The 21911-nt window shown below is 46.5% G+C and carries 23 protein-coding genes; 7 read left to right on the top strand and 16 right to left on the bottom strand.

The features are described 5' to 3' along the window. Nucleotides 1–6 precede the first annotated feature (6 nt). Nucleotides 7–471: an MEKHLA domain-containing protein gene (locus tag JCM10914_RS11470; RefSeq protein WP_023960932.1), complete on the bottom strand. Its 465-nt coding sequence runs from the start codon at nt 469–471 to the stop codon at nt 7–9. Further along, complete coding sequence (locus JCM10914_RS11465) at nt 468–947, bottom strand: Lrp/AsnC family transcriptional regulator (protein ID WP_023960930.1); 480 nt, start codon at nt 945–947, stop codon at nt 468–470. The genes JCM10914_RS11470 and JCM10914_RS11465 overlap by 4 nt, the downstream gene beginning before the upstream one ends. A 147-nt stretch (nt 948–1094) precedes the next feature. Between JCM10914_RS11465 and JCM10914_RS11460 the strand changes: the two genes are divergently transcribed. Then, complete coding sequence (locus tag JCM10914_RS11460; RefSeq protein ID WP_023960928.1) at nt 1095–1919, top strand: alpha/beta fold hydrolase; 825 nt, start codon at nt 1095–1097, stop codon at nt 1917–1919. A 188-nt stretch (nt 1920–2107) separates the two neighbouring features. On the opposite strand, the gene JCM10914_RS11455 is transcribed toward JCM10914_RS11460, so the two are convergent. Both JCM10914_RS11455 and JCM10914_RS11450 read right to left on the bottom strand, forming a co-directional pair. Beyond that, nucleotides 2108–2572, bottom strand: coding sequence for a hypothetical protein (locus tag JCM10914_RS11455; RefSeq protein ID WP_023960926.1), 465 nt, complete (start codon nt 2570–2572; stop codon nt 2108–2110). A 94-nt stretch (nt 2573–2666) separates the two neighbouring features. Next, nucleotides 2667–3146 (bottom strand): GyrI-like domain-containing protein, encoded by a 480-nt coding sequence (locus JCM10914_RS11450; RefSeq protein ID WP_023960924.1) that lies wholly within the window; start codon nt 3144–3146, stop codon nt 2667–2669. Nucleotides 3147–3254: 108 nt separating this feature from the next. Between JCM10914_RS11450 and JCM10914_RS11445 the strand changes: the two genes are divergently transcribed. Beyond that, nucleotides 3255–4217, top strand: a complete 963-nt coding sequence (locus JCM10914_RS11445) for a YafY family protein (protein ID WP_023960922.1) — start codon at nt 3255–3257, stop codon at nt 4215–4217. Nucleotides 4218–4351: 134 nt separating this feature from the next. Here JCM10914_RS11445 and JCM10914_RS11440 read toward each other — a convergent pair whose 3' ends face one another. The 3 genes from JCM10914_RS11440 to JCM10914_RS11430 all read right to left on the bottom strand — a co-directional run bounded on the left by JCM10914_RS11440 (nt 4352) and on the right by JCM10914_RS11430 (nt 7098). Beyond that, the gene (locus JCM10914_RS11440; protein WP_023960920.1) at nt 4352–6436 is read right to left on the bottom strand and encodes a M13-type metalloendopeptidase; all 2085 of its coding nucleotides are present in this window, start codon (nt 6434–6436) and stop codon (nt 4352–4354) included. Beyond that, entirely contained in the window at nt 6433–6684 is a 252-nt protein-coding gene (locus tag JCM10914_RS11435) for a stalk domain-containing protein (protein WP_158442465.1), read from the bottom strand. The genes JCM10914_RS11440 and JCM10914_RS11435 overlap by 4 nt, the downstream gene beginning before the upstream one ends. Before the next feature lie 102 nt (nt 6685–6786). Then, nucleotides 6787–7098 (bottom strand): YbjQ family protein, encoded by a 312-nt coding sequence (locus tag JCM10914_RS11430; RefSeq protein ID WP_023960916.1) that lies wholly within the window; start codon nt 7096–7098, stop codon nt 6787–6789. A 207-nt stretch (nt 7099–7305) separates the two neighbouring features. Between JCM10914_RS11430 and JCM10914_RS11425 the strand changes: the two genes are divergently transcribed. Next, nucleotides 7306–8037, top strand: coding sequence for a response regulator transcription factor (locus tag JCM10914_RS11425; RefSeq protein ID WP_023960913.1), 732 nt, complete (start codon nt 7306–7308; stop codon nt 8035–8037). Beyond that, nucleotides 8037–9776, top strand: coding sequence for a HAMP domain-containing sensor histidine kinase (locus JCM10914_RS11420; protein ID WP_023960911.1), 1740 nt, complete (start codon nt 8037–8039; stop codon nt 9774–9776). The genes JCM10914_RS11425 and JCM10914_RS11420 overlap by 1 nt, the downstream gene beginning before the upstream one ends. A gap of 137 nt (nt 9777–9913) precedes the next feature. Here JCM10914_RS11420 and JCM10914_RS11415 read toward each other — a convergent pair whose 3' ends face one another. From JCM10914_RS11415 to JCM10914_RS11395, 6 genes are all read right to left on the bottom strand, one after another. Further along, a complete protein-coding gene (locus tag JCM10914_RS11415) occupies nt 9914–10858 on the bottom strand; it encodes a S8 family serine peptidase (protein ID WP_023960909.1) in 945 nt (314 codons plus the stop codon). Continuing rightward, nucleotides 10855–11286 (bottom strand): hypothetical protein, encoded by a 432-nt coding sequence (locus tag JCM10914_RS30130; protein WP_231638619.1) that lies wholly within the window; start codon nt 11284–11286, stop codon nt 10855–10857. Before JCM10914_RS30130 ends, JCM10914_RS11415 begins: the two co-directional genes overlap by 4 nt. A 202-nt stretch (nt 11287–11488) precedes the next feature. Continuing rightward, nucleotides 11489–11983, bottom strand: a complete 495-nt coding sequence (locus JCM10914_RS11410) for a hypothetical protein (protein ID WP_023960905.1) — start codon at nt 11981–11983, stop codon at nt 11489–11491. Next, on the bottom strand, nt 11967–13724 hold the full coding sequence (locus tag JCM10914_RS11405; protein WP_023960903.1) for a sensor histidine kinase: 1758 nt from the start codon (nt 13722–13724) through the stop codon (nt 11967–11969). The genes JCM10914_RS11410 and JCM10914_RS11405 overlap by 17 nt, the downstream gene beginning before the upstream one ends. After that, nucleotides 13721–14401, bottom strand: coding sequence for a response regulator transcription factor (locus tag JCM10914_RS11400; RefSeq protein ID WP_036717797.1), 681 nt, complete (start codon nt 14399–14401; stop codon nt 13721–13723). The genes JCM10914_RS11405 and JCM10914_RS11400 overlap by 4 nt, the downstream gene beginning before the upstream one ends. A 318-nt stretch (nt 14402–14719) precedes the next feature. Beyond that, complete coding sequence (locus JCM10914_RS11395) at nt 14720–15571, bottom strand: aldo/keto reductase (RefSeq protein WP_023960899.1); 852 nt, start codon at nt 15569–15571, stop codon at nt 14720–14722. A gap of 412 nt (nt 15572–15983) precedes the next feature. Here JCM10914_RS11395 and JCM10914_RS11390 point away from each other — a divergent pair, with 412 nt between their 5' ends. Beyond that, entirely contained in the window at nt 15984–16745 is a 762-nt protein-coding gene (locus tag JCM10914_RS11390; protein ID WP_052019728.1) for a collagen-like protein, read from the top strand. A 188-nt stretch (nt 16746–16933) separates the two neighbouring features. Beyond that, a complete protein-coding gene (locus JCM10914_RS11385; protein ID WP_036717794.1) occupies nt 16934–17680 on the top strand; it encodes an EcsC family protein in 747 nt (248 codons plus the stop codon). A 103-nt stretch (nt 17681–17783) separates the two neighbouring features. On the opposite strand, the gene JCM10914_RS11380 is transcribed toward JCM10914_RS11385, so the two are convergent. Both JCM10914_RS11380 and JCM10914_RS11375 read right to left on the bottom strand, forming a co-directional pair. Continuing rightward, a complete protein-coding gene (locus JCM10914_RS11380) occupies nt 17784–19172 on the bottom strand; it encodes an FAD-binding oxidoreductase (protein WP_023960894.1) in 1389 nt (462 codons plus the stop codon). Nucleotides 19173–19319: 147 nt separating this feature from the next. Continuing rightward, the gene (locus JCM10914_RS11375) at nt 19320–19958 is read right to left on the bottom strand and encodes a nitroreductase family protein (protein ID WP_023960892.1); all 639 of its coding nucleotides are present in this window, start codon (nt 19956–19958) and stop codon (nt 19320–19322) included. A 120-nt stretch (nt 19959–20078) separates the two neighbouring features. Here JCM10914_RS11375 and JCM10914_RS11370 point away from each other — a divergent pair, with 120 nt between their 5' ends. After that, nucleotides 20079–20438, top strand: a complete 360-nt coding sequence (locus JCM10914_RS11370) for a MerR family transcriptional regulator (RefSeq protein ID WP_023960890.1) — start codon at nt 20079–20081, stop codon at nt 20436–20438. 108 nt (nt 20439–20546) lie between these two features. On the opposite strand, the gene JCM10914_RS11365 is transcribed toward JCM10914_RS11370, so the two are convergent. Then, nucleotides 20547–21908, bottom strand: a complete 1362-nt coding sequence (locus JCM10914_RS11365) for a M56 family metallopeptidase (protein WP_023960888.1) — start codon at nt 21906–21908, stop codon at nt 20547–20549. Nucleotides 21909–21911: the final 3 nt, after the last annotated feature.

Here is a 21911-nt window from a genome sequence, read left to right as displayed (position 1 = left end):
GTTTCTCTATTCGATGTAACGATATTGACGAAAAGCAGCAGCTTGTCCATGAACTACGTTGTGATCATCTATAAGATTCCAGACGGTCGCCTGTAATATATAGAATCTTCTGCCGGTGCTGGAGATTCGAACGCCTGTATAATTATCAACATAGCCATTCTCACTGACCGCCTTCAGGAAGGCGGCGCGTTGCTCGCGCTCCATCGGTTCTGCCGTTAATCTTGAAGGCGTTTGGATAAAAGCTTCCCTGTTCACTTCCCACAATTCAAGCGCACTCTGATTGCCATAATTCAAAACCGGGTCCGGTTCTGTTCCATGAGTCAGCACTACGATTGGCGCATGGAATAGTATGGCTGATTCTGTACCTGGTTCAACGGCACCATCAAGCAGCGATTTCCCTGTCCATCTCCGATAACTGTTCAGGATCAAACTGGCGTGCATATTAGATGTATGCAGGCTGACGTTATTCATTTTCCGTATTCCTCCTTGCCAATGCTATGAATGACGTTCGATGCCTCTTGGCTTACTACAAGACACTTATCCTCGAAGCGAGTAGAAAGAACGACAAGGGTCGTTGAAAATCCAAATGCGTTGCAAGTTTCAAGGAAGGTTTCCAGCGACTCACTTGTTTCGGTTACAACCTTCAATAAATAATTATATTCCCCGCTGGTTCTGTAGAGATCGACGATTTCAAGAGAAGCTTCGCTGAAAGTTTCGAATTCCTTGCAGTTATTAGACTTAAATAATATAAACGCGGTTGTATACATGCCCAGTTTGGACGGTGATATCTTGGCACGATAACCCGTTATGACCTCCCGTTCTTCCAATTTCCGAAGCCGTTCAGTTACAGCTGGTTGCGACATCGCAATCATGCGACTCATTTCAGAAACCGTAATTCTGGCATTTTCATGCAGAATGGACATGATTTTTCGATCGATATGGTCCATAGACAGAGCACCTCATTTTTTAAAGTTTGAATCGCAAACAATGATAAAAATAAGTTCTTAGACCCTAAACTCCGTCATTTTCATATTTAGATTTTAAAGCGGCTTCCTTAAAATGTCACTATAAACCAATAAGGGAGACGGAGAACAATGACAGTGAAAGGTACCGATTTGATAAAGGCTAAAGGGTTGTGCTATTTTAGGACCGGAGATGGCGTCCGAATAGCTTATCGGCTCGATGGATCGGCTGACCATCCGGTACTCGTGCTTGCGAACTCCATCGCGACCTCGATGAATATGTGGAATGGGCAAATATCCGAGTTGTCGGAGCACTTTCGCATTCTTCGCTACGACTACCGGGGTCACGGTCACTCGGATACGCCCAACGTACCGTATTCATTCGACCGATTGGGCCGGGATGTCCTGGAACTGCTCGATGCACTTCAATTCGACCGTGTACACGTCCTCGGGCTGTCGCTTGGCGGCGTCGTTGCGCAGTGGCTGGGCATACACGCTCCGGAACGGATCGACCGACTCATTCTGAGCAATACCTCCTCTTATCTGGGCCCGGCCGAACAATGGGAAGGGTTGATCAACTCTGTGCTGGAGCCGGGGAAACTTCCTGAAATTGCTGATATGTTTATGCATAACTGGTTCCCTTCGCACATGCTGACGTCTGAGAATTCACTCGTCGCTTCGTTCCGCGACATGGTGCTTGCTACACGTCCGCAGGGGATCGCAGGAAGCTGGGCTGCTATTCGCGATATGGACATGCGACGGACAGTCTCATTAATTAACAGCCCGACTTTGGTTATCGCAGGGCAGCATGATACCGTAACGCTTCCCGAACACGGTGAATTGCTTTCCAAGACCATATCCGGCGCGGAATTGCTGATCTTACCCTCCGTTCATCTACCAATGTGGAGCTTCCATCCGAATTTCTCCGAGCTGTGCTCGAGTTCTTGTCGCCAATGACGGGGAATTAAAATATTTTGATGTACCCGATAAATAGCACCTTGCGACTCATTAATCGGATCGGCGGTGTCAGTTGATGGAGCAAGGCATGCTAGGCTTCTTTTAGTGTTGTGACGCAAAAACAATAGAAAAGAACCTGATGTCATGATCAGGTTCTTTAATGGTTTACTCTTTAATATTCCGATATTTCAGTATTCTCCTTTGATGACAAAGAACGAGCCTCGTATGGTTCCGGCTAGTTTAGACTTCTGCCGGGCAAACTTGAACTTCCCTTCCAACTCGCCGGGAACTTCCATCCCTTCTGAAAGCTTAAAACCAACGGCTCGTTTCTTCGGGTCATCTACCGTATACATGACATTAAGGCTCAGTCCATCCTCGTAAAAGACGTAGGTAAATTGAATATTTTCCACTTGAAAACGCGACGTTTCCAAAGGCGTGGCCGCAAATTCAATATTACGTTCTTCCGTCAAAATCCGGTTCACATAATCAAGGGCTTCCTGGCTCTCGCTAGCGGGTATAACCGTAAATTCATGCTGATATTTGTTCATGAAATAACGGGCTTCATTTGCTCGCAGACCAGCCAGCGCTTCTGCTACCGGAGAAGACTCTAAACCCACCGTAGATACATTTTTAAAATCAACGAGATAGGACATCTGCATTCCTCCTAAAAGTTTTTGCGAGTATTCCTTCTTTGCTTATTGGGGCCTACATCGAACAAGACCCGCATCGAGAGCTTTTGCTTCCCTCTTATTTTCTCACGACAGGAATCCACAATTCCCCGAACACCGAACCGTTCTGCTGACCCATCTCCACCGTTGTATTCGGCCCTCCAACATAGGCATAATCCTTTGTTTCCGGCAGGACTTGACCAAAGGCTACGCCAGTAAGCTTATTACTCAGCTCATCGGCCGTCTTCCCTTCCCCCTTTACGACGAGGTACTCCCCCTTAGGGAATTGGATCACTCGGGTTGCATCCGGCACGGATGCCTCTGTCATGACGCCGGCATAGTGCATCATCTTATGATTCACGGCTTCGTTTACGGCAAAAATGTAGTCGTTTGTAGCTACGGCCTTCAAAGAGTCAAGTCTTCCGTCTTGTTTCACAGCCTCCCAAAAATCCGCTTTTTCTTTGTTAATGCCAGCATAATCTGTATAATCGCTCTGAAGCTCGGTTCCAATGCCAACTACGATAAAGCTGTCTTTTTTCTCAAAAGTATAATTTCCCATAACGTAAACACCATCCTTTTTATAATATTCAGGGATTTGTCTTTTCACTTGATAGGTTTATAATATCCTTAAACCATGTCAAAATATGATACTGTTGAAGGGGACGCTATGAAAAAAGTTGAACGGATCAATATCATCATGCGGTATATCAATAACCGCGCCCGCTTTACCATTTCTGAAATCATGCGGGAATTTAACATCTCCCGTTCGACAGCTATTCGGGATATCCGGGAAATTGAAGCCATGGGGATGCCGCTGGTCGCTGAAGTTGGTAGAGACGGGGGTTATTCTGTCATGAACAATTCTGTTCTTCCCACCGTCCGCTTTACGGATAATGAAATTAAAGCCCTGTTCATTGCCTTTATGGCCACGAGAAATCAACAGCTCCCTTATCTAAAGAGTCGTCACTCACTAGCTGAAAAGCTACTGGGCCTTATCTCGGAGAACCAGCAGGATGATCTTGTTCTTTTGAATCAATTGCTGCTGTTTGAAGGGACTAATCCCCATAATCCCGACCTGCTGGATCTGTCTGATCTTCCCCATCCGACGTTAGAGAAACTCATCCAAATTCTTCTATTAGAGAACTATTTATGGATTACGGTTAACAAAGAGCGAGAATTAAAGTCTTATCCAATCTATCTCCTCCACCTTCATCATGAAAGAAGCTTATGGCTAATCGAAGGTTATGACTTGGTGGAAGAAAAGCGGCTGATTGTACCTGTCGACAATCTTACCCATGTAGAACCATACCTAACTAAAAAAAGAGTAAGCAAGAAAAAGATTTTAGAAACATTAAGCAAGCAGGAAGATGCATTCAACTTGATCATTGAACTTGGACCAAAGGCGATTGCCCAGTTCAAAAAGTACCATCCTTTGAAAGTTTCGATTGCCTACACGAATCCATACCAAACCACAGCCGTTCTGAAGACTTTCTTGGATGTTCACCATCCAGAAGAATTAGCCGAGATAACCAATTGGCTATTGTTCCTAGGCCGGGATGTTAAGGTCAAGGAAATGCCGGAAGAAGTCCTCGCAGGTTTACAAGCACGATTAAGTTTATACTGCCCATAAGCAGTGCCGGTTAAAACCCGATATTTCCTGTCCTCCGCGACAGTCTACATCGCAAGTCAGAATGCCCTAACAGGATTACTACGCAACAAAGCTGCGAGTTTATTAGCCTCGCAGCCCTGTATTCATACCATGGTTTACCAAATCTTAATTCTGTCCTGAGGAGCTTTGTACATCTGATCGTCTTTCTTGACATGAAATGTCGTGTAGAAATCATCGGTATTGGCAACCACGACATTTACCCTGAATTTGACAGGCGGATTAGGATCAATCGCTAGTAGGAATTGTTCAATTTCAGGGAGAGCCTTCTGTCTCCACACGGTTGCCCATGAGATGTAGAACTGTTCCAGATCGGCATCCGGCAATTGTTTTACCGCTTCAAGAGCCACCTGCAGCCCGGCAATGTCTGCAATATTTTCTGGTAAGGTCCGTTGTCCATTGATGTTTTGGCCCAGGTACTCCAACTGGTTGTATTGGTCAACAACGGCCTGAGCTGTGGCTTCGAATTTCTTATAGTCTTCTTCTGTCCACCAGTTGGCCCGATTTCCAATCTCATCATACTTGGCACCGTTTGAGTCAAATGTGTGAGAGATTTCATGCCCAATTACCGTACCAATGGCACCATAATTCTGGCTTGCGCTTTGATTTTGATCATAAAATGGCGCCTGAAGCGCAGCGGCAGGGAATGTAATCGTGTTAGTCAGCGCTTCAGAGATCATATTCGCAGTGTTTGCTGCTATTCTCCACTCGTTGCGGTCAATCGGTTGATCGATTTTCGCAAATTTGTTTTTCGCGACGATTGCTTGGATCGCCTGATTGTTCTCATACAATGTCTTGTTGGCATCGATTTTGAACGAAGAATATACCGCATCGAGCTTGTCCGGATAACCGATGTGTACTTTCAAGTTATCCAGTTTTTTTATCGCTTCTTTCTTGGTTTCCGCTGACATCCAATCATTTTTGTGAAACTTATCTCTGTAAACTGCAATCATGTTGTCCGCCATTCTGGTAATATCCTGCTTGGCTTCTTCCCCAAGGTAGGTCTTGCCATAATATTGTCCAGCAACATCGCTGAAAACAGCATTCACAATATTGTAAATCGTATCCTCCGTCACGATCGTTTGTTCTTGGCCAGACGCACCTCTGCTCAATTGCGTTGATGTGGCTACAAAGTCATCAGACAGTAGTGAGGCGGAGTTTAATACAAAGGTTGCGTAGGTCCAGCTCTTCATCTTCTCCCAATTGTTTTCATTGACGAACTGATCGAGATTTTCAAAGTAATCTAATTTCATCAAAGATACCTTTTCGGTCTTTTTACCTGTAACATCCACTAAGAATTTTTCAAGGTCTACATGGTTGCTATAGGCATTTAACTCTTCCATTGTTTTGGGATTATAGAAAGATTCAATATTAGCTTGATCTTCTCCAGTCATGGTAAACTGCGCGAATTCTGTTTCGAACGCAACCGCTTCACTGGCAATTCGGTCTGCTTCTTCTTTGGCTTCCCCAACACTCACCAGTACATCCGCCAGCATGTTTTTATATACCGCTAACAATGCTTGACCTTGAGGATTATCAGGTGCATACATGCTCTTATCAAGTTTTGGTTTTGGGGAATTGATGTACAGTATCGTTTTTGTTGCATTCTTCATATCAGACAAGATATCGAGTGTAAATGGCAGAGCGAGACCACGAACATAGAGATCCTTTTGATTTTTTGCGAAATCCGCCAAGCTGTTTATCGATTTAATTTTTTCGATATCGGCTTTAATGGCTTCATATCCCTGGCTATTTAGTTTTTCCCGATCAGCAGCTAGTTTATAAAACTTAATCATATTGCCGAGCTCATCATCTGCTTTATCGCGTCCTTCGACCGCCATTTGTGCCATATCCTTTGACAACAGCGTGCTTACTTTATCACCAAGGTCACTTAAACCGCCTATGATAACTTTATCTGCGGGTATGTCAGTCGATGCCTTCCACTCTGCATTGACTGCTTCATAAAAGTCGTCTTGCAGTCTAGGTACCGCAGCTTCATCAGGCTGCTTAGAGCTAAGGGTAACCTGGCGCAGCGACTGGTTCCAGACAACTTTATAGCCGGCAGTTTCAGCAACAAAACGTAGCGGCACATACGTGACATTCCGGATTTGCTTTGGCGCTGCATCCAGCTTGACGGCTTTTCCGTTTGCCGTTGCCTTCGTGCTGCCAATCTGCAGAGTCAAAGAGGACCTTCTTTGGCACCGCTGACGGTGCCGGCCGCTTGATCCCATTTTATTTCGACGCCCAGCTTCTGTAGAAGCGGCCGCACCGGTACGAGCATCACCCCTTTTTCTATAATGGGTTCCGTTTGCCTGAACTGGATTTGTTCGCCGTTTTGCCATACGGACAAGGGTTTCTCAGCAGCAAGAACGGAAGAGAATACCGACGTAAGCAAGCATAAGGCAAGAATTGAAGCGCTAATTTTTTTCATCTGCATATAAGCTCCTTCTCGTGAAATGATAAAGTGTGCAATGCAATAACGATGCTAGAGAATCCTGCTTCGATCTGAATCGCATTGGCGTCTGGCGTTTGCTTAGATGATGACTGCCGTTCCACTGACAGCAACCATCAACATACCTTGACGGATGACTTCATAATTGATATTTACGCCGATAACGGCATTGGCTCCCATCTCGGAAGCTTGCTGCGTCATTTCTGCGAAGGCTGCGTCTCTTGCTTCTCTTAACTTGGTTTCATAGGCCTTCGAACGCCCCCCTACCAGATCCCTAAATGAAGCAAGAAGGTCTCTTCCGACATTAGCGGCCATGATGACCTCGCCGGTGGCGACTCCGATATACTGTCTGACCGGGGAGTCTTCAACAATTGCTGTTGTTGTAACGATCAAGTGTTTTCCTCCTAGATACATATTTTTTGACCTATACTTTCGTTCGTCCAAATCTCAAGCAGCATCAGACTCCTTCTAAGCAGGATTCTCACTTTCAATCCTATCAGCACGACTTGAACGGAGCCTAAACGATATGATGAACATCCGTTAAGCGACCGTTTAGGTTCTGTTAATATGAGCATGCTACTATGAAAAAGGGTGAATACGATGACAAAACTATCAGATATTAAAATCGCAATCGTCGACGACGAACCTTCCATTGTCACAATGCTGCAAATGGTGCTTCGCAGGGAGGGGTTTCATCAATTGTACGCGGCTTCCAACTACGCAGAAGCCCTTGATTTAGCGGCGCGCGTGGTCCCCGATATTGTCCTGCTCGACATTACGCTTCCTGACGGCAGCGGACTGGACCTCTGTTCCAAGTTCCGCGAATATGGGAATCCGCATATTTTGTTTTTAACGGCCAAGGCTACCGATCTCGATGTCCTCCGAGGTTTCGCTATGGGTGGAGACGATTACATCACGAAGCCGTTCAATCCTCTGGAAGTGACGGCAAGAATTCAGGCGCGCATACGCCGGTTGGAATCAGATGTTTCAATGCCCACTCCTGCCAAGCGGCCAGATCCCGGGGTTTATCGGTATGGCCGCTTTACTGTCAACGAGGCGGAGGGCGCGCTGATTGTAGCCGGACAACCCGTTTCTTGCCCCGCTCAGGTCTTCCAGTTGCTGCTGCACTTCTGCAAGCATCCTGGGATCGTATTTTCCAAAACGCAGCTCTATGACAAGGTTTGGGGAATCAACGGTCAAGGCGATGACTCAACTGTATTAGTGCATATCCGGCGAATTCGGGAGCGAATTGAGGTCGATCCGGGCAATCCGAAGCTGCTGATTACTGTACGCGGACTCGGCTATAAGCTGGTGAAGGAGTCACAAGCGTGATGAAGATCCAACAGCGCATGTCCTTCCACTTCACGTACCAATTGATCTTCTATGCCTTGCTAATTGTGGCCATCACTTTGGTTGCCTGCATCATTTATTTCCAGAGCATGACGAGTCATGAGATACGCCGGAACTTTCCGGTTGGCGCCCTGCAACTGATCGCCCAGGAAGCGTATTCCAAGGACGGGACGATCCAAATTTCGCCCGAGTGGACCAAGCTCATCGAGGACAAAGAAATGTGGTTGCAGGTTGTGAGTCCTGAAGGAGAGGTGATCAACGCCGTCAATACAACTCCGAAGCATGCACTGCCGACCTCCTACTCTATCGCTCAACTGGTCGAGATTCAAGAAACACGGGCACTTGGGACGTATGCCGTACACACGCATCTCAATTTTGCTTTTCATGACCCGCTTCTGTACATGCTTGGCTACCAAAGTCCTGAGTTGGAGCAACTTGTAGCTTGGTTTGACGCATACGGGCAGCAGGGTATGGTCCAGAGCGGAGCTGTTCCCCTTCTGGACCGGCGTCTGCGCGAAACCGGCAGTTATCTGCAGGTGATCACCCCCTCGAGCCATACCGTACAAGAAATCGGTGATGAAGCATACTTACAGAAGGCGTATCGGCCGCTGGATATTCTGGCCATCCAGCAATCACCCGGCAACTATGACACGAATATCGTCACCCATCGGGACAAGTCGAGTGGAATGACCTGGATCCTATATACACCCATTGCAGAGGGTGGGCCACTGAAGCATCCCGGTATGGATACGGCAACGCGTGGACTTATCTGGTTTTCAGGTCTTATTCTGCTTTTGGCAGTGCCCGTATCCATTTGGCATGGCTACCGCTACGGCCAGCCGCTGATTCTGTTCGCAGGCTGGTTCGAACGAATGGGCCTGGGACAGTACGACCAGGTACTGACGGCCAAGGATAAGCGCAAAATATTCCGTCGCAACGGCACAATGAGAATTCGTTACAAGCTTTTTAAGGAAGTGATTGAATCCTTCTATCAGATGACTCATCAATTGGCACAAACCGAGAAAGAACGTAAGCGACTGGAAAAGGATCAAGGGGAGTGGATGTCTGGAATTTCCCACGATCTGCGCACGCCGCTGGCGACCATTCAAGGTTATGGGTATATGCTGGAGAGTTTGCCGGAACAATGGAGCCGCGAGGAAATGCGGATTATGGGATCGACGATTCGCGAGAAAGGGGATTATATGCTGGAGCTGATCTCCGACTTTTCCATGATCCATCAGCTCAAACAGGGAGATGCAATTATGGAGCTTCGGGAGATGGACTTAGTTGAGTTGGTGCGCGATTCCGTGTTGAAATACGTCAATGATGCTACCATGTCGGAGTACCAGTTTCACTACATCGGGGAAGAGCGTCCTCTGTTAATACAAGCCGATGGAACCTGGATACAGCGGTTGATGGACAACTTGCTATCCAACGCCGTGAAGCATAATCCGCCGGGTGTGACGGTCACTGTCTCCATCGGCAGGATGAACGGCAAAGCCTGCATACGGGTCATCGATAACGGCCAAGGAATGGATGAAGATACGCTGCATCATCTGTTCACTCGTTACTATCGGGGGACAAATACGGAAGAATCGACCGTTGGCTCGGGGCTTGGGATGAGCATTGCCAAGACCATCGTGGAAGCACACGGTGGTGAGATCCATGTACAATCCAAAGTGCGGCAAGGCACGAAAATTGAAATCATACTGCCCTGTTGAACATTTAGTTTGAAGTCATAAGGATGGTCTAAGAAATAATCTGATTGAATGTTGCAGCACAAAACGGGGCCGATATCGCCCCGGCGACCTCCTTCTTAAATAAGGAGGTTATTGATTTTAGTGATATTTTTAAGCTGTCATTGATTTAACGCTTTAGCGATCAATTGTCTTAAATCAGGTAAATTTCCGATTCTTTGCGATACAGGACGATCAGGAGCATCTTGTTGTAAAGATCCTGTCTCACGCAGCCAATTTCTAGCGATTATTGGGGTTAATATGTTTAGGTTATGTGCACGCAGCACGCCTTGTACACAACCAAGTGAACCAACAACAATCGGAGATGCGCTTGAGGTGCCGCTGAAAGAATCGGTGTACCATTTATTTTCGTCAGTCCCTCCTTGTATATCTCCATACCCAGTAGTAGTTACTTCCCTACCCCAACCTTGAGCATCCATGATGGTACCGTAATTGGAGAAAGAAAGGCGTGATCTCGCAGGACCATGGTCTTGTCCATGCGTGCCTGGTGGGGGAGCACCCGCGCCTACGACGATGGCACCGGAATCTCGATTTGACCTGTTAAACGGATTTGTCCACTGGGCTGGAAAGTTCGTAGGTCTTTGATCGTACAGTGGATCGTCTAGATTTTCCGAACCGTTTCCTCCAGCTTCCACCACAATTACACCTCGACCGGTAGCGTATTGGATCGCGTCAAAGTCGTCCGGCCACCACTCAATCGGAATAAACCCACCTTGATCAGGGCGGTTTTGGTATTGATATCTTGGTCCCGGACGATGTAGTTCGATCAAGATAATATCCCCAGGTTGAAGAGAGTTAGCGGCTTGAACGATTGCGCCTGAAGACGAGCTGTTCCCAAAAATCGATATGGCCCTTACGTTCGCATCGGAACATATCCCAACAATGCCAAATGGATTTTGATCTCCGCTAAACTCGCCTATCACTGCTGTTCCATGATTTCGCCATCCCGGGTCAGATGACTCTTGTCCACCGATGACCCCGCCTTGGTTCTGATTCAAATCCTCATGATCAAACCGCCAAGCTCCCTCAATATCAATGATGTTCACATTGCTTCCTGTTCCACCAGGTATGGTCCACGCATATCGTGCGTCGATTCCATTAGGCGAGGCGTCCAAATATCCCTGACGTGAAGAAAGATCTGGCGTCGGAGCGTGGTCTCTGGAGCCGCGAGAGTTGAAGCAGGTTGTGCAGGAGGTTTGATATAGGCAGCTTCGATTTCCGCCCGCCCATTAAACTTCGCGAGTAGTGTCTCAAGTCTATCGTCAGGTGCATCAACCAAGTAATAACCTGACAGAACCGATAGATTCGTCTCTTGATTAGATTCGCCATCCTCCAAGGACTCAACTTGTAAATCAGGAACTAGTGGACGAATCCTGATGTTCTCTTCATTTAATAGCTTTGTGAATGGGGTAAGCACGGGTGTACCGGCAAGACTCTCTGGATCGATGGGTGCAAAGTTATCTGATTTTTTCAACTTAATAATCAGTTCACCTTTCAATTGAACTCTTACCTCCACTTCTAAGATAATTTCATTGCACTGGATTACTTATAGACAGCCATATTATCGTACAGATATTGGTGAATAATGCACCGATCCGTTTATTCGGCTGACCAAATTAAAAAAAGCCGCATAAAATGCGGCTTCCAAAGGAGAATGCTCGACGATGTCCTTATCGCTAATTTAACGTGATGCTTTTCTCCCAAGTTAATTCTTGGTCATCTTCCTCATTGATGAAGCGGAAGATGACCTGGCCTTCCTCATTTTTCAGCTCGTCTGGATAAATAAACCCAGAAAATTGCCCATTGCCACTGATATAAAATCCATCTTCTCCGTTTTGCCCATGCTCGATTGCTTGTTGAACGGTGTTGCTAATCTCGCGTTGATCGGATTTCCAGGTGATCTCCGCCAGTGCGTACCCTGTCGGCAGTTGCTTCACCACGAAATCAAAACTGTTGCCCTCAATTGGTTTAGGCGTTTGATCGATTACAATCAAGATTTCTTCGGATGGGTCCGGGGAGGAATCCTGGTCTTCATGCGGCGTATCGGCTTCAATTCCTGAATCCTCCTGATTAGCCGCCGTGTTCGTATTAGTCGGGGTACCGCATGCGGTACTCATAAGAAGGAGCATTAGAGCAATAATTAAGTACATCGATTTATAGTTTTTCATCATAATCCCCTCCGCTTTCGTTCAATGTAAAATAAAAGGCTACACCCTGTTCCGTATTCATGACGCCGAATTCACTGCCGTGCAGTTCCAAAATATGTTTCACAATCGCGAGCCCCAGGCCCGTACCTCCCGATTTTCGATCGCGGGAACGCTCCACTCGATAGAATTGATCCCATATCCTGTGCAGATCTTGCCTAGCTATGGGTGTCCCGACATTTTCAATGAATGTGGTGACTTTCGCTGGAGACATTTGCAAGGTTCTGATAGTAATGACGCTGTTCTCTTCTGCATGACGAACGGCATTGCTCAATAAATTGCGAATCACTTGTTCCATTCGTTTGGAATCAGCCTGCACGCTCACGGCTTCTGCGCTACCATATGAAAGGCTGACACGAAGCCCCTTATGCTCCAACTGCTGGACGAACGAATCAGCTGTCTGCTGAATCATCTCGCTCAATAAGAAGGTTCGGGTCTGCAAACGAACCGCATTCACTTCGTATTTGGAAAGCTCCAGCATGTCCATAATCAAATCATTCATCCGGTTCGTCTCGTTCACGATGAATGCGAGGTATCGTTCTCTTTTTTCCTCCGCCACGTCATCCTGCAATCCCTCCGCATACCCTTTCACGATACCCAGCGGCGTCTTCAGCTCATGCGAGATATTCGCGATCAGCTCTTTGCGGAGCTGTTCGGATCGTTGTTTTTCTTCCATATCCTCTTCCAGCCTCGCATTGGCATGAGTCAGTTCTCTGAGCGCCTGCTCCAGATTCATTGACATCGTCATCATGTTGCGCGACAGTTCTCCGAACTCATCCTTCGTCCGGATTTCTGCCGATGCTGAGAAATCTAACTGTGCCAGGTTCTTCACGTTACGATTCAATTGGACCAACGGACGGGCGACCATGCGAGAATAAAGGAGGGACAATAACAATACCAAACAAACGATGACCGGCGCCAAGTAGATATAATATTGCTTCAGAACTCCAACGGCTTCCCCCACCGGCTGCATGGAAGCCATCACCAACAGGTATTGTTCCGGTTGGCTTTCCCCTAAAGGCCGAATCAGAATCGCATACTCGATTCCGCTCCATTGATCGGTCCATGCTGTCTGAGCAGTCTCATCGTTCCGTAAGAGACCATCATCGAATTCCGCTGCCTGCCTCCATGCCAGCAAAGCTTCATCTACTTGCATATCTTGATATAACGGGTTGTAAGAACGCTTCGCCGGGAGCAGCAGGTCTTTGATCTCACCGCTAACCCGCACCAGTCCCTCCCCCGATACGGATTGTGTAGGCTGAATGTCCACTGGTTGCATGATCGTATCTTTCTCATCCATGAAGATGCCGTCGACCACTAGCTTATCCCCAACCGTCATCCCCTGCGGTATATCTTCCAGCGACATCGCTTCAGGAAGGAGAATCCTGATGACCTTGCTATTTGTTTGAATTTCCAGAAAATACGGATGGATGGGCAGACGGTCAAAATGATCGTCCAAAACGGCGATGCTCGCATCCTTCTCATTCATGAACTGACCGAGTAGTTGAACAGTTCGGCGTTCCTCGGCACCCGTCTCATCCATCTTCAACGCGATCTCATGTATGTCCCGCTCTAATCCCTGAATCTTGAACGAGCGATAGAACTGCTCGAAGAACAAGCCTTGCGCTGCTATGATCAGAGAAAAAACAACCAATATCGAAACAGACGTCACGGCAAACAATTTAACAACAACGCTGCTTCTCTTCATGGCACCATCTCGAATCTGTAGCCTGTGCGAATGACCGTAGCAATTAATCGGTCTTCAGTTCCAAGCTTGGCTCTTAATTTCTTGATATGCGTATCAACGGTTCGAAGATCTCCCATGTAATCGTAACCCCAAACCGCGTCCAATATATAATCGCGCGACAGGACCTTCCCATAGTGCTTGATCAGGAAAAGAAGCAAGTCATACTCTTTGGGAGATAGATTGATCTGAGTATCCGAAACCATGACGGTATGTGCTTTTCGATCCACACGGAGATCGCCGTACATCAGAAGATCGCCGTCCCTTCCCACGGTCCCTTCCTTTCTTTTCATTAAGGAAGCAGCGCGAGCTACCAGCACCCTCGGACTGAAAGGCTTTGTTACATACTCATCAGCGCCAAGCTCGAAGCCCATAAGCTGGTCATCTTCCTCGGCTCGAGCCGTTATCATAATAATCGGTACGTCGGACGTCTCCCGAATGCGGCGGCATACCGACCATCCATCCAACTCCGGCATCATGATATCCAGCACTAACAGATCAATGGACACCTTCTCGAAAATCTCTAATGCGGACCTTCCATGCTCCGCTTCGAATACTTCCCACTTCTCCTTTTTGAAGTAGTCAGTGATGAGTTCCCTTAGCATAAGATCATCCTCAACCACTAATACGTTTCGTCTCATGATATAACACTCCACATCTTCCACGGCTTATTGAATTATAGTTAGTCCAACATGTCGGTCTAATAGCTTACATACTTCGTTTACCCGATAAATCATATGCTGATCCATGGTTGACCATTTTATAATCGAACATCGGGAACTCCATTACACTTTTCGTCTAGCAGCTCAAGAACAGTATAGAACAATCTTGTGTCCTTCGTGTGTACATCAAAGCATAACCTATACATTCCACTTTCAATTGATCAGCGACAACGCAAAAAGCCATGACCAGTATAAATCGGTCATGGCTGATCATGCTGTCTTACGTGATAACATGAGTTAGATATCAAGTTTGCGGTTGCTGATCCATTTCACCATTTCAGGATCATTATGTGAGAAGAACAAGCTTTGTTCTGTATCCAGTGTATTAATCGACGCCATATCTTCCTGTCTTAATTCAAAATCGAAGATATTGAAGTTTTCGATCATTCTTTCTGGATGAACCGACTTTGGGATCGTAACGATCTCCCTTTGCATTAACCAACGCAAAACCACCTGGGCAACGGACTTATTATGCTTTTCAGCGATCGATGCCAATACTTCATTCTCGAATAAGTTATTTTTACCTTCCGCGAACGGCCCCCAGGATTGAATCTGAACATGATGCTCCTTCATGAATTTGGCACTTTCGATCTGCTGATTGAAAGGGTGCGTCTCTACTTGGTTTATGGCCGGGACTACTTCATGATGAATAATCAAATCGATCAATCGATCCATTTGAAAGTTGCTAACCCCAATGGCACGGACCTTACCTTCTCGATACAATTCCTCCATCGCGCGCCAAGAGCCATACACATCGCCAAATGGCTGGTGAATCAAATACAAATCCAAATAATCCAATTGCAATCTTGCCAACGATTTTTCAAATGCAATCTTCGTGCGCTCATAACCAGTATCCTGTACCCAAAGTTTCGTGGTAATAAATAGCTCTTCTCTTGCCACGCCGCTTCGTTTGATCGCTCTGCCGACGGCTTCTTCATTCAAATAAGAGGCAGCCGTATCCATCAGCCGATAGCCTGCCATAATAGCGTCATAAACGCTTTGTTCACATTCATTTGGATCTGCAATCTGAAACACGCCAAAACCGAGTATGGGCATCTCTAACCCATTGTTCAGTATTACTTTTTGCATATAACATCCTCCAGTTTCTTGCCATTATTTGATTCTATTACACCGCAGCACATGCATCGCACGATTGCCTCTTTATTATGATTTAATTCGTATCATGACCGATAGCCCGATTATCTCAGATTATTGCCTATTCATATCACCGTTTTCGCCAAATAATATGCCTTAAGGTTCTCTTATATTGACGCATGGTGGTTACTTATCACTAGAGTGATAGTTTGCAAGGTGCAAGTGACCATTTACAACGAGATCGAAAACCTGATGGGTACAAGTCCACATCTTTATCAGTCATCTTCATATGGTAAAGCAATCACATATGGAGGTGTTGATGTTGAGTAGTTGTTCATCTAATAGGCGTAAGCGGAGCTGCAAAAATCCGTTGCACTTCAAGAAGAGAAACTGCAGAAAAAAAAATATGAAGAATAAAATCGTTCGGGTAAGCTGTCCTCCACCTACGGTTCATGTTAGTCCCGAGGTCATAGTGAACGCTCCCCAAGGACCTCAGGGGCCACAAGGACCTCAAGGACCTCAAGGACTTCAAGGACTTCAAGGACTTCAAGGACTTCAAGGACTTCAAGGAGCTCAAGGAGCTCAAGGAGCGGTAGGGCCACAAGGGCCACAGGGGCAGACAGGTGAGATAGGGCTGACCGGACCGACTGGTGCTACGGGAGCGACTGGACTACAAGGACCTGCAGGTGTAACGGGGCCTCCAGGTCCTACTGGACCGCCGTTTGTGACATCGGCTTTATTCGTCAGCAGCACGATAGAACAGGCGCTTGCAGCTGCGCCTACGCCAGGCGGGGAAGGGCAAGCTGTACAATTCGACGATACAGCCGTCGTGCTCGGTACAGCGTTGTCTTTTACGGCACCTTCTGCAATTATCATATTGGAGACCGGCCTGTACAGCATTGAATGGGAAGTGTTTGCCAGATCTGAAGCAGAGGAGGAAAGCAGCGTATTTGGATTGTATTTCAACGCTGCGTTGGTTGCCGGAAGCAATTATGGAACCGACATTAATTCGAGGCCTTATACCGGCCAAACGCTTGTGAGCCTGACAGCAGGCGGCGTGCTAACGTTGAATCGCATCGATGATGTTGTTGGTATCGTGGATTTAGATACAACTGTGGAAGATACTCCCGTTATTAATGCCTCGGTTCTAATTCTGAAAATCGCTTAATCGGTACCCTCTGCCAATATTAACGAATGTTCATGGTGATCTGATCAACCTCTCTAAGCATGTCATGCACGCAAGCGTGCGAAGCTGGACTTTAGTCGAGGTTCGCTACCTGCCAAAGTCTGTTCCGAATCAGGGAATGATTCGATACAATATGGACAACAGCAAGTTTTATGGAGGAGCGAGTGATCATGAATTACGAACATAAAGTACGGAGGGAAATTGCCGATTGGGAACACAAAATGTTTAAACTTCCGGGGTGGCTGGAAAAAACATCGAAAAGCATCAGCAATCGAATCAATCATTTGATTTCCCCGAAGGTTCATAACATCATTACGAGCACAGTGCGTTCAATCGTGCGCACGGCCCTGTTCGGTGCGGAATATACGCCTAAACGTCCGGTGCAGCGTGCTCTGGAACTGGAATCCGCCGATCAAGAAGCGAAAGAGTTGTTTGCCCTGTACCAAAAAATCGCGGTTGCCGAAGGTGCTGGAACAGGAGCTGGCGGTATTATGTTTAGCATGGTAGACTTCCCGGCTTTGATTGCGATCAAGATGAAATTTCTGTTCGAACTGGCGCATGTTTACGGTTATGACACCAGACACTTCTCCGAACGGGTATTCATTCTCAAAGTATTTCAAATGACGTTTTCAGGGCCGGAAAATCGGACCAAGCTGCTTAACTCTATCAAGCATTGGCATATTGAAAAGGAACAGTGGCTCTCTGACGCGGAATACTCCAAGAATATGGACTGGGAGACATTCCAGATCGAATATCGCGATGCGATGGATTTCAGGAAAATGCTGCAGATGGTACCCGGGATCGGCGCAGTTGCAGGCGCATGGGCCAATTACAGCATCCTTGAAGAGGTGCGCGAATTTGCCATGAATGCTTACCGCTTGCGCAGATTGCACGATCAATTTGAGGTTGGGGGTTAAGTTCAGACCTATAGCGATTTAATTCTGAGCATATCCCGGCAGATTTCAGCTGAATTTTTATCACCAAATAAAAAAGCCGCATCGTATGCGACTTTCCCAATCTTCATGTTCTTGTTCCTCGACCGGAACGCTTCCCCACCGGAATGCTCTGTGCGAAGCGAAATACATCATGAGGATCATACTTCTGTTTTACCCGCTTCAATCTGGCAAAATTCACACCATAATACGCCTTTGGCCAGTTTTTGATTTGTAAATCCGGGAAGTTCACATAATCCCCATTAACGAAGGGACGCAACGCTTTACGGAACCTTTTCACCCACTGGATATTTCGCTGCTGCTCACTATCGTTCCTCCAACGCGCCGATAGCTCGTAAATCTCTGCCCTCCGATGTGGATAGGCCGTTGCAGTCGGAGATATCCGGCTCACTGCGCTACCCGATCCGCCTAAACTTTGACACCACACGGTAGAATGCTTATTGGGCGCTTCGGACAAGAAGTCGCGAATCATCCGTACACCTTCACGTGGCAGCGGCTTAAACCCTAAAGCCCCGGTTATTTTAAACTTCGGTTCCAGGTGCAGGTCCCCTGCGGCAAAAAAGCGGGTTGCTTCGATAAAAGGCACGGTCCGCACCATGACCTTCATTGGAGTTCCCTGTTGCAGTAATGGTTGGATCCATCGCCTAAGTTCCGCTGCTCCCCCCAGTAATTGCCCGGTAGATACGATCGTTCCCACTTGTTTGGCAGCCACCTCGATGGTTGAGGTTAAGCGGTTTGTGACCGCAGGTGCCCAGCGCTGCCAAGCCGGGAATACCTTCTCCAGATCGCGCCATTTCCAAGTAATACTATAGATGGAGACGGTCCGGATCGGCCTTACCCGAAACGTATATGCGGTAGCAATCCCGAAGTTGCCTCCACCTCCACCTCGTGATGCCCAGAGCAGATCGGCATGTTTCTTCTTATTTGCTATGATCGTCTTCGCCCCTTGCCGTCCTGCTGCTACGACCATCTTCACCTGTTTCAAGTTGTCGCAGGTAAGTCCATATTTACGCGACAACAGTCCAATTCCACCTCCCAAGGTAAGCCCGGCAATGCCCACGTCGGGTGCAGTGCCAGCCGGGAGTGCTACATGCTTATTCCATAGCTTCCTGTATACGCGGGATAACGGATTGCCCGTCTGAACATGGGCCACCATGTTCTTGCGATCCACTTGCACCTTGTTCATCTCGCTCACATCGATAATTATTCCGCCATCGATAGTCGAAAATCCTTCATAACTGTGCCGCCCACTGCGCACTCGAATCCGCACGCCACGCTCACGAGCCCATTTGACTGCGTTGATCACATCCTGCGTTCGTCTGCAAAACACGATAACCCGTGGAAACTTGGAAAAGCGCCTGTTGTATTCCAATCTAGCCGCATGGTAAGACGGGTTACCCGGCACCACGATCCTTCCCGTCAATCGGGTACCTGCTGGTTTGCGGTTGTGTGACATTAAATCTCCACCATCCTCGCAATTGGAGTAAGCCGTTCTTCTCTTCATATTCTTATGACCGGACATTTGACCTGGTAACGGCACCTGCCTTATCCATACAGCTTTACAATTGTGATAAACAACAGATGTAAGTTGAATCTAAGTGTTCTACGCCCAAGTCGTAAACTTGTCGGCACTTAATCGGACGGATTCGTATCCCTCTTCTTTGGCTTTTCCGATTGAGATGATCATGACGGGAACAAAGCGTTCTTCATCCAAATCAAATGCTTTTGCTAGCCGATCAACTTCAAAGCCTGCCATAGGATTCGTGTCATATCCATGTGCACGCGCGACTAACATGAACTGCATCGCAAAGAGGCTGCTATCGATTTTTGCAACTTCAACTTTCGTTTCTTTGGGCAGAGTCGGGTACATCGATAGAATGGTTTCAAGTTGACGGTCTCGTACTTCGGCTGGCATTTTCCCTTGTTCCACAGCTGTATTGTAAATGTCTTCCGTGTATAAATAGCTTTGGGTATCGCCAAAAATCAACAACATTGCGGATGAAGTATCATTTTGTAATGTATTGAACCGTACAAGAGGTCTTAATTTATCTTTTCCTTCCGGAGTATGAACCACAATGGCTCGCCATGGTTGCATATTAGCGGAGGATGGAGCTAAAGCGGCTTCTGATATCATTTCGCTTAGCTCTTCTTTCGAAATTTTAACGTTCTCATCATAATTGCGAACGGAACGTCGTCCCTTGACGATATTCGCAAAATCGTTGTTTAGAATATGCTTAAACATATCATTTCTCCTTCTTGATAATCGTTTGATTTTTGACATGGTGTATGTCGTTCGTTATCATATTCGTAGTATGAACTATGAACCTAGGTTTATAGCAATAACAAAAAAAGAGGTCATCTGATGAAAATAAACGAAGTTTCTAAATTAACTGGTCTGCCCATATCAACCTTGAGATTCTATGAACGTAAAAACCTAATTCCGAACATATTTGTTAAACGAGACGACAATAATTATCGTATTTATTCTGAAGAAATTGTTGATTTTCTGGATGATGTGAAATCGTTATTATCCGTAGACTTCTCTATAGAAGAATTAAGTTTGCTGATAAATCAACAACTTAATTTATCGTACGAGGCAAAGCAGGAAATGGTCGAACGAAAAATCAATGAAATCGAAGATATTCAGAAGCGCTTGAGAAAATCGAAAAAATTCTTGCATGCAATTTTGGAAGGACAAGCAAACTTTCAAACCAAGTGTTAAGGTTCATTAGCACACATGAACAGCCTGTTGAGTTTTTTTCAACAGGCTGTGTTCTAATCGTTATTTAGCTTTTAATAAGATGTATTTCAGAAGCAACCGCCTCTGCATTTACTCATTAACAGTAGCGGGTACTACTTCGGGTTCCGTGATTGGCCTTAATACTGGCCTCTCCCCGTCAACAACACTCACTCTTTCAGAGGGGACTGCTTGAGGTTCCGTGATTTGGCTTAGTATTTGCCCTTCCTCGGCATTAACAACCCCTTTCTCAGAGGGTGCCACTACTTCGGGTTCCAAGACTGGGCTTTGTGCGGGCCCTTTCTCAGAGGGTGCCACTACTTCAGGTTCCAAGACTGGGCTATGTGTGGGCCCTTTCTCAGAGGGTGCCACTACTTCGGGTTCCAAGACTGGGCTATGTGTGGGCCCTTCCTCAGCAACAGCACTCACTCTCTCAGATGGATTCGTCTCCGTATTTGCAACGATTTGTGGTGTAGCGTTTGAAGCCCATGCTGCTGCGGATGTACTAATCCCTGCAATCAACAATACCGCTGTTATCGATAAAAACAATGTTTTTCTTTTCATTTTTTTCACATTTAGCATGATCGTTAATCTCCTTTTTAATTGTTTGCCATCACCGGATAAAGAGGCGCAAAACTGCACGGGTAAATTCCTTGATCCTGCCATTACGTTCAGAATCGTTTCGCCATAGCGTTTTCGCTCTGCATGGGACATCTCTTTGACGACATCTTCATCACAAGACAGCTCGCCCCAGGTATGAACCTCCTTGCGGACCGTGTGAACCAAAGGATTAAACCAATGCAAAGCACTGACTCCCAACGTGAACGCCTTGATCCATAAATCTTTCCGTTTTAGATGAGTCAGCTCATGGTGGATCACCATTCCCATGTCTATATTTGCATAATTCTCTAGTGGGAGATAGATGGTTGGTTTCCAAAGACCTACAAGAATGGGACTCCGTATTATAGGACTGTAAGCGAGCTTGACGTTACTTCTAAGGCCAAGTTTTTCCTTGTTTACATGGAGTTGTGTAGCTGCTTCGCTGTTCTTCGGTACGATGGTGCGCGTATGTTCTAGTTCGTTTAAAAATCTTCGATAACAATATAATTGCCAAACAGCAAAACCAATAGCTCCAATTGCCCATAAGCTTAAAAGGATATAGGCTACGTTTGCTGAAATGGTGATTTCTGGCATGAACGTTTCCAATATGAACCCTGAAGAATACACTGGTTGTGTATGATGTAGGCTTGTTGTGTGGGAAGTAGAGAGCAGTGAAAACCATGGAATGCCAAGGGTTATAGGTACAAGATAAAATACTACAGCCAATATGCAAAGTCTGTAACGCCACTTGGTAGGGAAGATATCGGTGGGTACTAGTCTCAATAAAAGAATACTAATTGTAACGACACTTCCAGCTACGGTCAGTGAAAACAGATTCTCAAGAATGTTGTTCATCAG

The organism is Paenibacillus sp. JCM 10914 (assembly GCF_001315105.1).
In the GTDB taxonomy this organism is placed as follows: Bacteria; Bacillota; Bacilli; order Paenibacillales; family Paenibacillaceae; genus Paenibacillus_AQ.
Note: the sequence above shows the minus strand (reverse complement) of the source record. Positions and strands in the feature narration are given on the sequence as shown.